At 66.8% G+C, this 13,473-nt stretch carries 10 protein-coding genes; 7 read left to right on the top strand and 3 right to left on the bottom strand.

The features are described from left to right. Positions 1-1,171: 1,171 nt before the first annotated feature. Positions 1,172-1,576, bottom strand: coding sequence for a hypothetical protein (locus JAO81_RS36590; protein WP_233416429.1), 405 nt, complete (start codon positions 1,574-1,576; stop codon positions 1,172-1,174). Positions 1,577-1,584: 8 nt separating this feature from the next. Then, on the bottom strand, positions 1,585-1,734 hold the full coding sequence (locus tag JAO81_RS36585) for a hypothetical protein (protein ID WP_199552308.1): 150 nt from the start codon (positions 1,732-1,734) through the stop codon (positions 1,585-1,587). Positions 1,735-2,564: 830 nt separating this feature from the next. On the opposite strand from JAO81_RS36585, the gene JAO81_RS36580 reads away from it, so the two are divergent. Beyond that, positions 2,565-2,792, top strand: a complete 228-nt coding sequence (locus JAO81_RS36580; protein WP_199552307.1) for a hypothetical protein — start codon at positions 2,565-2,567, stop codon at positions 2,790-2,792. A 1,091-nt stretch (positions 2,793-3,883) separates the two neighbouring features. Here JAO81_RS36580 and JAO81_RS36575 read toward each other — a convergent pair. Further along, positions 3,884-4,231, bottom strand: coding sequence for a hypothetical protein (locus JAO81_RS36575; RefSeq protein WP_199552306.1), 348 nt, complete (start codon positions 4,229-4,231; stop codon positions 3,884-3,886). Between the two features lie 807 nt (positions 4,232-5,038). On the opposite strand from JAO81_RS36575, the gene JAO81_RS36570 reads away from it, so the two are divergent. From JAO81_RS36570 to JAO81_RS36545, 6 genes are all read left to right on the top strand, one after another. Then, positions 5,039-5,509, top strand: coding sequence for a hypothetical protein (locus JAO81_RS36570; RefSeq protein WP_199552305.1), 471 nt, complete (start codon positions 5,039-5,041; stop codon positions 5,507-5,509). After that, on the top strand, positions 5,506-5,856 hold the full coding sequence (locus JAO81_RS36565; protein ID WP_199552304.1) for a hypothetical protein: 351 nt from the start codon (positions 5,506-5,508) through the stop codon (positions 5,854-5,856). The genes JAO81_RS36570 and JAO81_RS36565 overlap by 4 nt, the downstream gene beginning before the upstream one ends. 1,021 nt (positions 5,857-6,877) lie before the next feature. After that, on the top strand, positions 6,878-7,273 hold the full coding sequence (locus tag JAO81_RS36560) for a DUF1648 domain-containing protein (RefSeq protein WP_199552303.1): 396 nt from the start codon (positions 6,878-6,880) through the stop codon (positions 7,271-7,273). Next, complete coding sequence (locus JAO81_RS36555; protein ID WP_199552302.1) at positions 7,243-8,049, top strand: hypothetical protein; 807 nt, start codon at positions 7,243-7,245, stop codon at positions 8,047-8,049. The genes JAO81_RS36560 and JAO81_RS36555 overlap by 31 nt, the downstream gene beginning before the upstream one ends. A gap of 1,126 nt (positions 8,050-9,175) precedes the next feature. Then, positions 9,176-9,922: a carbonic anhydrase gene (locus JAO81_RS36550; RefSeq protein WP_199552301.1), complete on the top strand. Its 747-nt coding sequence runs from the start codon at positions 9,176-9,178 to the stop codon at positions 9,920-9,922. A 1,142-nt stretch (positions 9,923-11,064) separates the two neighbouring features. Continuing rightward, positions 11,065-13,356 carry a LuxR C-terminal-related transcriptional regulator gene (locus tag JAO81_RS36545; protein WP_199552300.1) on the top strand — a complete coding sequence of 764 codons (2,292 nt, stop codon included), beginning with the start codon at positions 11,065-11,067 and terminating at the stop codon, positions 13,354-13,356. Positions 13,357-13,473: the final 117 nt, after the last annotated feature.

The following is a 13,473-nucleotide window of genomic DNA, read 5'->3' as shown; positions in this document are numbered from 1 at the left end:
CGGTAGCTCTCGGTCATGTCTCAGAGCTTTGCCGCGGATCATGAGAGGTTCCTGAGGGGGCGCTGAGAAGCAAGACAAATCAACAGATTCCCGTGGGTACTAAGCATTGGTCCGGTATCCCGCGAGTGCCCGCATGGACAATTCAGAGAGCTGGCCACCAACATGCCGAGCAAACGGGCTGGTCCCAAACCGGCTCTCACGCCAGCAGGGCCGAGGGCCGGGGTGCGCAGGCCAATACCGGCGAGACCAGACGACGCGACCGGAACAGCACGGTGGCAGCGAACAGGCCCACGCGGGCATGATGTCGCCGCAGGACGATGAGTTGCGAGGGAAGAGACTGCCTGCCGCGCCTCGCGGAAAGAGGGCCGGTCGGATGGCTATCGCAGTACGGGAAAGGTAGTTGGACTCGTACGGCGCGGCGACGGTGAGGTTGCTGGTGCGTGCGACCGTGCAACCCGCAGAGTGGTCGCCGCGTTGCTGCCCTCGATCTCGTATTGCTTGGCCTGGTCGGCTACGAGGACCGCCAGCCGTTCTGTGGGCTTTCGAGGTCCATTCGCGGGTCCGGCGGGCGCCTGTGCTGGAACAACTGGACCAGCGATCCCGAAGGCGGCTGCGCCGGCCACTACTCCGACAGCCGTGCGTATCTGACGGTCCGACAGCTCTGCGTGGTTGTGGGTCATACGCGTCTCCTGGGACTGGCAGGCGTGGGTAGTTCGGTTCCGGCAGGCGGTGTACACGCCCAGCAGCGCGCAGGCTGCCACCACAGCCAGGCAGGTAGACAGCATTGGGTTCAACGTAGGCGCGCACCAGATCCCTCGTCGAGCCGCCTGACTAACGGCACTGGCTCACCACGGGGAACCAGGACATGGTCATCCGTTGGCACTGATGCGTCAGGCACCGGCGGGAGTCCGCAGACTTCATCAGGGGTGCGGAGGGCGAGTGCGTGGAGCTCCCACAGGCCTCGGGCCAGTACGAAGGTGGCAAGGCACAGGGGCACAGTGCTCATCTTGCCCAGCTTCCCTGCCAGCGTTGCGCCCTTCAGCCGCTCTGTGACACGCGCCTGAATGGCCAGCGCTGTGAGCGTGCCCAGGGCAGCGACGGCAGCCTGGCAGAATTCGTCGAGCTTGGCCGCGGGCAGCGCTCCGGGCGCGAGAGTGGGAACGCCGCACACTCAGAAACTGGCATCGAACCGGTGCAGAAATGTTCCGTCCGGCCCGACGACGGTCATCATGTAGCCGTGTGGTTGCGAGATCTGGTCCTCTGCCACCAGGAAATCGAGGATCGACACCTTCAAATCGTCGAAGGGGACCTGCTTGTCCTTCGGGGCGTCTGTCCAAATGGCCACCAGCGGGACGCCCTTGCGCCCTGACCCCATCTGCTCGATCCCGGAGACGTACGGGATGCCCCCGTTCTTCCGGTACTGCTCCGCCAACAGCTGCGCGGTGCTCGGAGCGGCGAGCGACACCTTGCTGATGTCGGGCAGGGTGTCAGGGTCGCGATCCCGGGCGTCAGCGCTGCATGCGGTGAGTGCGATGATCCCGATCAGCGCAGCGACGGCGCCGTGTGTCCGCTTCACGGGCCGGATCAGCGGCCGCTGATTTTGCAGGCATCGCCCTTGTCGTTCCATGTTCCGCCATCCGGATAGCCGCAGTTGGTGAGGTTGGTGTACTGCTTGAACGAGCTGACGTTAATGCCCTTGTCAGCGATGAGGCCGGACCGGTAGTTGATCAGCATGGCCGGGCCGCTGATCGGTTCCGCTGGCGCAGCCGGCCATGCCTCCCGCGATGCTTGCCGCCAGCGCGGCGTACAGCCAGCTCCTCTTTCCGGGGCCTGCAGTGCGTGTGGGGTGAGCCTTTCGTGCTAATTCGCTTGGGAGCCACTGTCCGCGACGTAGGCGAAGTAGTTGGTGGTGCGGGAGTCGCAGTTGCTCCAGCGCGATTCTTCGTCACGCGAATCGTTTGCTCGAGGATCCCGCCCTTGTCAAGAGACCGTGGTGCTCATGGTGAAGGACGTGGTCTAGGTGTACGACGCGGTGGTGGCGGCAGATATACCGAGCTTTGCATTCACCTGGGAGACCAGGGCGCTGACGGACATGCCGACTTCGGCGCTGACCGTGGTTGTGAGTGAGTGACTTGCTCGAATAACGGGTGAACGTCTTGCCGAGGGTTCCAGTCGATGTCTGTGGGGCGTAAGTTCCCGAAAGAGGACAGTATCTGAGCCGTTTGATGACCCCTGATCAACCTCCGGTTCTGGCCACGGTCCCGGCGGCTCAAGCCATTCGTGGATCTGCTGCTCCACCCATCCTCGATCGCGCGTTTCGGAACCCTTCGGCCGTGGCCATGGGGTGTCGTCCGGTACTACTTCGGCGATAGGCATGCCACGGCTCTTCTGGTGGTGTTGGTGCACGCAAGATCAGTAAGGGAGTGGGTGTTGTGATGCAACGTTCCATCCTCACGAGGGCTGCGGCAGCGGTCGGCGTAGTACTTCTGGCGGCAGGGCCTGCCCTCGCAGATACGCCCATCCCCTTCGCTCCGGAAAGGCCCGGGGGTGGCGCTGTCTCGTCGGTGCCGGAGCTGTCGTGTGCGGTCGATACGCAGGGCACGAAGGTGACGGTGACGTGTCGGGGCTTGCAGGCGGGTGTCGGCTACCGGGCGAAGGCGACATGCCTGATGGGCAACAACACCGGCATGTTCATCCGCTACGGCGACTGGCAAGGGACGGGCGCTCCGAACACCTCCACGGCGGACTGCGGCGCAGAGATACTGGCGGCGGAGTTCGAAGTCCCCAGCTAGCGGGTTTATAGGCGGCGGTGATGTGTGCCTGCGGCAGCCCCGGCATCCCATATCAGGCGGGTGCTGGCTTGCGCATGGTGGCCGGGGATCTCCCGGTACGGGCGCATCTTTGACCGCGGCTTCATGAAATACCGGACGAATTTACCCTCGCGTGGGGATGCGCTTGTTCTATGTCTTTGCTCTGATGTGGCCTGGTTTGCCCCTCCCGCCTTGTCTGCCCCGGGGCGGGTTGGTACGGCCGTCCGCCGAGATGGCAGGTGCACACGGGCCGTACCAACCGTGGGGAGCATGGGAGGCCTCTGAGTTCACTCCAACGCTCCCCCCTTTAACGGAGCTTGGTGCGATTCGTCACGGTATCCGGGTGCCCGGCTGCGTACAGCTGTTGGTGTGGTCCGGGGTGGCGGCCCTGTGGGTGTGGGTCGGCCGCCGCCCCGGGGCGCGTGTGGAGGAGAGAGCATCCCGCGCTTGGCTTCAGTGTTGATGCTGTTGGGGCAGGAGCTGCTCGCTGATCGTGTGCGACACGGCTGGTTTCCATCGGAGGGCCCAGTGAGAGCTGGGTGGGCGCAGCGCGTCAGCAGGTGGCGGGAGGCCATTGGGGGTTCCGGGGCGGCGTGGTCAACGGCGTGTTGTCCTGCCTCCCCGGAGGGACTGCGCGTCCGCAGGAGATGGGTTTCCGCGCTTCACCAGTATCGGGGTGGCTGTGGGCCATCCGGTGCGATGGCGGGGAGTTGCGGCAGGTGTCGTGCTCGCTCGGCGTAGTCCAGATCGGCTGCTCCCACTCCGTGTATGTTCCTGTTCCGCATTCCATGTACCAGGCGCAGTCGCCAGTCGGGCGCGTTGGTCGCCGGCCCCGGCCCCGTGACGGACAGCTTGGTGAATTGGGTGGGTCCGTGCCTGCCGACGTGCATCCGACGCGGATCGCCGGCCAGGCGGTAGGCGTTGACCTGCGACCGGTGTCCCACAACCCCCGGCCAGCGGGTTTGGTCGGACCGTGGCCACGACCTTGGCAAGGTGCGCATAGGCGGGGTATTCCTCGGCCTGGACACGCAGTTGAGCGATCTTGGGCCGCACCCACGCGTCCTGTCAGTAGATCAACTGGATGTGGCCTCGAGGTAAGTCAGCACCCACTCCATCGTGTTGATGCCGTCGCCCAGCCCCGACAGCCAGCGCAGCAGCTCGGCATCACCGCCACGATGTCGAACCCCTGGTTCCTCGGTGAAGGCAGGCAGGCCGATGCTGCGGACCACGCTGCGCACCAGATCGGTCAGACCGGGATGCTGGGCTCGAGCACCCACGGGCAGCGGGTGGTCGTGCATGAGGCCACACGGGGTGGTCCACTCGGTGGGATCGAGCGCGAGGACGCGGTGCAAAGCATCCAGGGACTCATCGCTGTAGGTGCCTGCTGCTCCAGTCTCGATTGAACTGCCGGTGGTGGGCACTGGAGGCGCCGGTCAGCTCCGCTACCTCCTTCTGGGAGAGGTTGGGCGCGGGGCGAGGGCTGAAGTGGGCAATGAAGTCGGGAATGGCGCCTGGGGTACGGCGTTTGCCGGCGTGTTTGACGATTTGCGCGACCGCGCTGTGTACGCCAGCACCACCTACCTCTGACCGGGGAACTGGCTCAGGCTAGAAGTGGGCGAAGGGGCGCTGGTCGGCGCCGCGTGGCTGAGTCTCTTGAGCGAAGGAGTGGCCAGACCCGCGGCTTGGTAGCAAACGGTCAGCCGGGCGGGCTGATCAACCTTGAACGCCAATTGATCCTCTTTTGGAGATCCCTTATGCGAGTGGATGGGGGCATCGTTTGGGGCCCGAACGGCGTGAAGGGGCGTGAGTGCTGTGCGAGCTGTTGGAGGGGCCGAGCCGGATCATGGCGCGGGTTTTGGGCCCGCCCTCGCTGCGCCCTTGGTAACCCCTATGCCAACCGAGCTTCCCGAACTGCGCAGCCAGTTAGTCGAGTACATCTGCAGCGAGGCCTGCCACGGCGAGCGGGACCCGGGGATTGACCAAGGTTTGGAACGGATGTGTCCGCTGGTGGACACCACGCAGGATCCGTCGCACCGGGCGGCTTACTACGCCACGGGGGACATGACGGCGCTGTCCCTGGCATCTGCTGCAACAGCCAGATCAGGTGTGGTTTCCCGGAGTCGTCTTCCCTCACCGTCCGAGTTCATGCTGTTTTGCGAACCGATAGCCAATCAGGACCCGATGCGCCGCCGTGTGCTGTTCGGGCATAAGAAATGGAGGCGGGAGGATTGGGTGTTGACGTGTCGTGTCAGGTCGCGCTGAACAAGGTGTCCCTGGAACGCCTTCGGCTTTACATCGTGCTGGCGAATGCGGGTGGTGAGCTGGCGCGTGATGAACTCAGGATCCAGACGCGCATCCGCGGCCGGGTCCTGGCCCAACAGCTGCGTCAGTTGGCGGCTGAGGGGCATGTGATCAGCCGTGAGATCCCCAAGGGCTCGGGCTTGGTGCGGGTGATGCTCACCGACCTTGGGCAGCAAGTGCTGCACGAGCAGATGCGTGCCACCATCAACGGCCTGGACAGGCTGAAGGCTGACCTGGAACAAGACCGTGAGAGCGCCCTAGACACAGCCCGCCGCTGTGACGATCGAGCGGGAGCAGAATCGCTTAGGGCGGTGCGGCTGAGGGCCCCGGTTGAGTCCGTCGTCCTGCCCCTGGCCGGCCTGCTCCTCGGCGCCCAACTGTTCCTGGTGTGGCGATGAGCGGAGACCTGAGGGATCAGGTGCGCCGTGAACTGCTGAACGAGGCTCGCGAGGTCGCCAGCCAGCTCTACCGCGCGCCGACGCGGATCATGTTCCGGTCCGTCGCCGCCCCTGCCTGGGACAGCGCCTTTCATGGAAGTGGGCTCAGGCTGGTTCCGGTGGCGGTGTATGACCGTGCTGGCTGGCTTGCTGAACCCGCCACGACTCACACCCACCGCATACGCTCGGCCGACATCCGTCGGCTCGGTCAGCTCGCCGCCGTCCTGTGCCGTGCCTGGAATATTCCCCTGCCAGCAGTCGGTGCGACGATGACCCTCGCCCTTGACCATCAGGACGACGACGCCTGATCCGATGGGCCACCCCTGTCGGGTACACGCTGGCCAGACCTGACCCGCAACGCAGCGCGACGAGGTCGAAGACGCGGCGTACGGCCTCGGTGAGGCCGCGTGTGGGACGGGGCCACGCCGGTTGGTACGTCCTGGCGGGAGAGTTGGGCACGGTGAGCATGGCGGGGTAGTCGCCGTCGAGGGTGTGGATGACAGCGAGCTGGCTGACGTGTTCGGCGAGTTGGGGAGGTTCGCGGTCGGCCTCGCGGATGGACAGCACGGTGGCCCAGAAGCGCACTCCGGGTTCGAAGTGGTCGCGGTGGATCAGCGTGGAAACCTGCCGACTACCGGGGAGAGTGGCCAGGGCGGGGTCTCCAGGGAGAGGTGGTTCTGGATCACGCGGCTTTGCCTCGACGGGTGTTGGGGGTGAAGGCCTCGGGGTGCCGAGTGCCCATGGCGGCGGTCTCTCTGTCGGTGACCGTTACACCGAAGTGCCTTCTGCTCCCGGACAATCCTTCGGTGTGCGCCTGGATTGGCTGCTCGAACACAGAAGTGGCTCGGGCAATCCAGGAGCGCGCAGGCACCTCTGACGACGCCACAGTGTCCAGCGTTGCCATCCAGTAGATCGGTTCAGGAACACAGTCCGAACAATCAGTAGCGTCAGGCGCTTGCTGACTCCTTCGGCATGCCCGTCGGCTATTCACCGACGATCGAGCGGCAGGCCAGGGCGACTCACAAATACGGGGCTTCAAGCACAGCGCGGAAGAACCCGCAGCCGGTGCCGCGCCCGCCTCGACAGGTCGCGTTCATTCATCATGCAGGTCTCCTAGATCCGGGAGACCCACCTGTCAACAATGTCCGTCAGTTCTAGACCTAGGGCCGGCCGGAATAGCCGAGGGGGCTGAGGAGCGTTGGGGTCCGTCATGTGCGGCGTGAGGGTCCCTCCACGTCGGTATATGGCCTGGTGAAGGGCGGTACGACGATGCCGAGCAGGCGTTCCCAGCGGGTGTGGGTGGCAGTGGGGCCGTTCGTGGTGTCGGCTGTGGTGTTCACGGCCGTCTACATGAAGGTGCGGGGGAGGCTCCCAGAACAGGTGGCGACGCACTTCGGCGCTGACGGGGCGGATGGTTTCACCAGCCGTACGGCCGTGCTCTTCATTGGCCTGGCGATCATTGTGCTGCTCGGCGCGGGGTTCGCGCTGGGGGTGGTCGCCGACTTCGGCAGGACCGACTTTGAGCGGCGGATGACGCCGGCCATCGGCTGCGGCACCGCCGTCGTGATCGGCTACTGCATGACAGCCATGGTCGTGGCCAATGTGGATGCCGTCGACGCGGCCGGTGTCACCTTCTCCTGGGCGCTGTTTGGGATCGGCGTGGCCGCCGGCCTTGTCGCCGGGGGAGCGGCCTGGTGGGTCACCGAGCGCGCTGGCGTGCGATGAGCCGGGCGAAGACGGGCCGGCGGGTAGCGGACAGCGGGGTGCTGGTGTGGCGTCCGACGGTGTGGCAGGTGCTCGGTGAGCTGCAGCCCGTCGGTGTGGTGTGGGTGATGTACGCGATCACGGGGGTCGACGTGCTGCTCGCGCTGACCTTCGCAGCCGCCTATCTCCTGGGCGGTTCCTACCGCCTGCGCCCGGTCCGTCTCTCACCGGCCGGCCTGACCGTGTACGCGCCGTGGCGACGCGAGGTTGCCTGGCCGCAGATCGCCGCGGTAGGGGTGGTCTCGTCGTGGGGCAACACCCGGGTCGCGATCTTCCTGAACACCGGGGAGAGGCGCCTGCTGGCGCAGCCCGTCATCTGGGGCACCGGCCCACGGGCGCAGCGGCTGGGAGCGATACGGGCCCAGGAGCTGGTGTGCGTGTGGCGTACCTGTGGCGGTCCGTTCGACGGAAAGCTCACGCCCGATGTCGTGACGCCGGCTTACTCGTGGCGGCAGCGGTGGTGGGGCTGGCCCCTGTTCGCGGCCATGCTGTCGGTGCCGGGACTGATGGTGTTTTTCACCCTGTGCAGCACGCTTTCCGTCTGGTTCGGCATCGCGGTGCACCTTGAACTCCCGTGGGGACTGCTCGCCAAGACCACCGGCGATCCGGCCGACGGCGCCTCGACCGAGTTCGGCGGCGGCATCCTGGTGGTGCCGCCCCTGGCCTTCGCGATCACCTGGACGATCCGCGAACTGCGCGCCCATCGTGTCCCGTCCCAGAGAGCGGGGCCGTCATGAGCGGTGGTGGGGGTGGTGTCCGGACTGCGGCGCTACAGCAGGTCCGGACACGACGGACCGCTGCCGGGCCTGAGGGGAACGGCCTTCAGCCACGCGGATGCCGCCAGTAACCTGGACGACTACCGCTGAAGCCGCCCACGTGAACACCTATCTCGTTGAATTCCTCGCTGCCGCTGTTCTGCTGCCCGTAACCGGGGTCGCCGTGCTGGTCTCCATGACCGTACGTGCGAAGGTCGCCGGGGGATGGCGCGTGTAGACGAAGGCCGGCTCGTTCTGATCAACCGCGCCACGGCGGATACACGGGATGGATCTCCCGGCCTCGCCCCTGAGCCGTGCCACAAGCCGCAGCCCGCGACATCCCGCTGCGCCGGAATGCTCCGTGCCGAACGGCTGTCGGAGTGTGCTCCGCTGCGGGCACCAGCATGTCGTCCCTCGCTTCGACCACACTGCTCAGAACCGGGGCGCACCGCCCAGAGGCACCCGAGCCGGGGCGAGGAGAACGGGGTGGCGGCGAGATCGGCGTGAAGACTCCGCCACCCCAAGGCGCGGGGGGGAAGGAGTCCTTCCGTCCGCACCCATCCCGAGTATCCGCACTGCGAGCTGCTCACGCGACGCGAGGATGTGCCAGCGCAGCGTATGCCGCCTCAATGGACCAGCCAGGCATCCGGCATCCGTGCCGGTGGAAGTCCGAAGGGGGATTCCGGCACCCTCGCCGACAGGGCAGGGCAGGGAGTTGCCCAGGCCTGAGCGCGGATCCCTCTGCTCGCCAGGCGGTCTGCGCCAGCAGGGCAGGCCGGACCAAAGGCCCGGCATGCAGCGTCCCACCAGGCCCGTGCGAAACCCGGCGCGACGAGGTTCATCGCGGCGACGGGAGCAGTGATTGCCACTGTCACCCGGTTGCGTCCGCGCACCCGACTGGCACATTTTCCGACGGCTAGCTCTCCACGTTGCCTGCGGTGTCTCCGGCGCCTGCCATCCGGCGCCGCGGCAGCGCACGGGTGACGTCGGCCACGGCAGCGGCTGGATCGCGTGACGAGGCTGCTCGAGTCTGCTCCCCAGGCGCGGCAATACCGTTCACCACCGTTGGAGCTGAAGAGCTATGTCGGAACGTGCAGCGACTCGGAGGATGAACCGCAGAAGGCTGCTGTCTCTTGCTGGGGTGGCAGCGGCCGGTGGGCTCAGCGCGTGTGCCAAGGCGAACCAGGACTCGGCCAACGGCAAGTCCAAGGAGACCCAGCCGGGCTCCACGGGCACCGCCACGGGGGCGACCCGTCCGAGCACTCCCGCCGAGGCGCTGAAGCGTCTCAAGGCAGGCAACAGGCGTTGGGTTGCCGACAATCCCGTACACCCGGATCAGGACCATTTCCGGCGCAGCTCCCTGGCCAAGGAACAACATCCCTTTGCCGCGATCTTCACCTGCATCGACTCCCGCGTACCTATGGAGCTCGTGTTCGATGAGGGTCTGGGGGATCTCTTCGGGATCCGCACCGCCGCCCAAACCCTTGACGATTTGGTGCTCGGGAGCCTGCAGTACGGGCCGTTGGAGAGCGGTACACCGCTGATCGTGGTCGTGGGGCATGAACGGTGCGGCGCGGTGACCGCGGCGGTGGAGGCTTACGAGGACGCATCGAAGGAGGTGCCCGGGGGAATTGGCAGCATCGTCACGGCCCTGCGCCCGGCCTACGAGGAAGCCGTCAAGAAGTCCATCCGCGACAAGGACGCACTGATCGATACCGTTGTCCGGGCCCACACCCGGCTTACGGTGCGTACGCTGCGCAGGGACGCACACCTCTCACCGCTCCTGGCAGCCGGTCGGCTCGACATTGTGGGGGCGTACTACAGCCTCGATACCGGGGCAGTGAGTTTCGGGTGACGCCTTGGTCCAACCCCATCCTGTGAACGGATTCGCCGGCGTCTCACTCGAGTCTGGGCCCGCCGGCTGCACCGGCCAGGGATCGGATTGGCATGCCGTCGCCTCCACCGGATGTTCGTCGGCCACGAACTGGTCCTGCGCTGTGAGCCGGCGTGCAGTCTCCCCAATTCGCAGGGCGCCGCGACCCGGTGCAGCCGAGTGATGCTGCCGACTCACTTGCTGGCACCGTCCCGGCGCACACGCCCGTACGATCTCCGCCTGAACTGAGGCTGGGTGTACGGCTGTTGCGGGAGCGGGAGCGGGAGCGGGTGCGGTGCGGGTGCGGCCAACGAGACTGCACGCGCCTGTTGGATGGGAGATCCTATGTTCGGCGCACTGTCGGTCATCCTGGAAGAACATGCCACCGCTCGTGGTCCACGCTGAAGCAGGCCGGCAAGGCAGTGTTGCTTGAGTCCTCCTTGTCGATGTCGGGTGCTTCGGTTCGAGCCCTGCAGTGGTGGTCAGGCTCGTTTCGGCGAGTCAGTCGGCGATGACGTGGAGGCGAAGCCGGATCTTGCGCAGGCTGCGTCTGATGGTCCGCAGCAGGTGATCCCGATCGACGAAGGCGACGTTCGCGGTGAACCCGCGACGCGGGGAGTGACCAGATCCCCTCCGCTGGACTGAGATCGTGGGCATAGCTGGGAAGTTGGAAGACGGGAACCCAGTCGTGTGTAGCCGTGTCGTGTCGTATCACCGCGGAATGGTCCACGTTGAGGTTGTTCCGCACGATCCTGATCGGCCTGAGTGCGAGGACGGAAGAGTCGGACGAGTGCGTTCACCGGGCTTGTGTTCAGCGGTGCACGGCGGTGGCCGGTGGGGGAGTCTGGGGGCGGCGCCGGCGGGAAGGCGTCGCTGCCTCGGGGATTTGGAGCCGATGCGATGATCGGTCGCCTGCCGTCGTTCTGCCCGGCGCAAGCCTGGTGAGCCTGACCCGACCCGCACGCGGCATGCCCATCCGCCTGGCGCCGGCCCCGAGATGGCGTCCTCGCCATGCGCGAGCCAGTGGGCTTCGGACCGGTAGGAATCGCCCATAAGTCAGCAACTGTCTGTATCGCAGTCCGTACGATGAAGGGGACCTGGCAGGCGCGGGAGACGAGGCGGTCATGGTGGATGTCCTGTGGAACTGCCAACGCGGTGAACTGCCCAGTGAATCAACGAGTTTCATCGGGCGCGAGCGTGAGATAGAAGGCGTGCGGACACTGTTCGGCAGTGCCCGGTTGGTCACCCTGCTCGGGCCCGGTGGCGTCGGCAAGACCCGGATCGCAGTCCGCGCGGCTGCCTCACTCGCCGACCGATTCCGGGACGGCGTACGGATGGTGGAGCTCGCCGGGGTCAAGGACAGCGAGTTGGTCCCGCACGCGGTCGGCGCGGCCTTCGGCCTGCCCGAATCGGCCGGGCGCAGCCCGCTGGACGCGGTGGTGGAGTTCCTGCGCGAGGAACAGTCCCTCCTTGTCCTCGACACCTGCGAGCACCTGGTCGACTCCTGCGCGATGCTCGCCGAGATCCTGCTGAGCTCATGCCCGGGTCTGAGTCTGCTGCTCACCAGCAGGCAGACCCTGGACGTGCCCGCCGAGCACACCGTGTCCGTCGCCCCGCTCGAACTGACCGATTCGGTACGCCTGTTCACCGAGCGGGCCGCGGCTGCCCGCCCTGGCTTCTCCCTTACGCCCGAGAACGAGGAGCAGGTCACGGCGCTGTGCCGGCGACTCGACGGTATCCCCCTGGCCCTCGAACTGGCCGCCGTACGCCTGCGTGCCCTGCCCTTGGAGCAGGTGCTTCGCCGCTTGGAGGACCGCTTCCGTGCACTTGGCGGCGGTCGCAGCCCGCATCCTCGCCATCAGACGCTGCGGACCGCCATCGACTGGAGCCACGACCTGTGCACCCTCGAGGAGCGCACCCTGTGGTCCCGCCTTTCGGTGTTCGCGGGCGGATTCGATCTCGCGGCCGCCGAACAGGTCTGTGCGGACGCCGAGTTGGACGTGTACGACATCGTCGACCACCTCATCGGACTCGTCGACAAGTCGATCGTCATCCGGGACGAGGACGAAGGGGACGACCGGTACCGGATGCTCGACACCATCCGTGAGTACGGCGTCGAGCGCCTCGATGAGTCGGGGGCCCGGCAGAGTGTCGTACGCTGCCACCGCGACCACTATCTGCGGCTCGCGAGGGAGGGCAACGCAGCCTGGTTCGGGGCTGAGCAGGTCGCCTGGACCCACCGCTTCGACCGCGACATCGACAACTTCCGTACGGCCATGGAGTGGTCGCTGACCACCCCGGGAGAAGCGCCGGGTGCTGTCGCGCTCTGCGGTGCGCTCGCCGGGCTGTGGATCGGGCGCGGCCGGGTGGTGGAAGGGCTGCACTGGAGCAATCGGGCGCACGCAACCGGCGGCGGTGATCCGGCCGACCGAGGCCCCCTGGGCTTCTTGCAGGCGATGTGCCTGGCCCTCGTCGGCGAGCTGGAGGAAGCAGCCGACAGGTTTGCGAAGGCGGCTGCGGACTACAGGGAGGCGGGCGACGGGCATGGCTGCACGCTGAGCATGGTCTACCTGTCCGGCGTCCATCTGCGCCTTGGTCAGGTTGAGGACTCACAACGGGTCGACGACGAGGTGGCTGTCGTCGCGCGTGAGCTCGGTGATGCCCACATCATTGCCGTGCATCACCGCAACGCGGGCGACCGCCTCCTCGTGCTCGGAGATCTGGCGGCTGCCGAACAGGAGTTGCTCAGCGCTCTCGATGCGTTTCCGGTCGGCGAGGCCTGGGCTACCAGCATCACCCGGTTCTTCCTCACCGTCGTGCGCATTGTGACCGGGGACCTTCCAGGCGCGTTGGAGGATGCGCGGCAGACCCTGCGCGACCTCTCCCGCCTGCCGGACTTGACCGGCATCGCGAACGCCCTTCCGGCGCTGGCGTGGATCGCGACCGCCCAAGGGAGATGTGCTGATGCGGCCGTACTGGCGGGATCATCGGCCGGCATCAGGCGTGGCGTGGTACCGCTTCTGACCAATGACCCCGCTCTGCTCGCGATGGATGCAAAATTCCGAGCGTTGGCCGAACAGGCCCTGGGAAAGTCTGAGTTCGACCGGCTGTATGCCGAGGGCGAGCTGCTCGGCCTGCGGCCTGCGGTGGCCTTCGCCCTCGGCGAGCCCGTCGCCAAGCAGTCCGATAGCGACGCACTGCAGGCCCCCACGCTCGCTGCCCTCACCCGCCGCGAACGCGAGGTCGCTGCCCTCGTCCACCAGGGCATGTCCAACCGGGAGATCGCCGAACGTCTGGTCATCTCCAAACGCACCGCCGACGCCCACGTCGAACACATCCTGGCCAAACTGGGCATGGCCTCACGCGGTGAGATCGCCGCCTTGGTCCGAGCGGAGCATGACCGCTCCCGCATCTAGGTCGCACATGAGAGCGCGCAAGGCCGAGGCGAGGAGACCGCGTGAGTACCACGGGGCCCCCCCCCCCGCCCGGGGCCGCCGGGGCGGGGGCGGGGGAACGGGGGCCCCCCCCCCCGC

Source organism: Streptomyces sp. N35 (assembly GCF_016464295.1).
Classification (GTDB): Bacteria; Actinomycetota; Actinomycetes; order Streptomycetales; family Streptomycetaceae; genus Streptomyces.
Note: the sequence above shows the minus strand (reverse complement) of the source record. Positions and strands in the feature narration are given on the sequence as shown.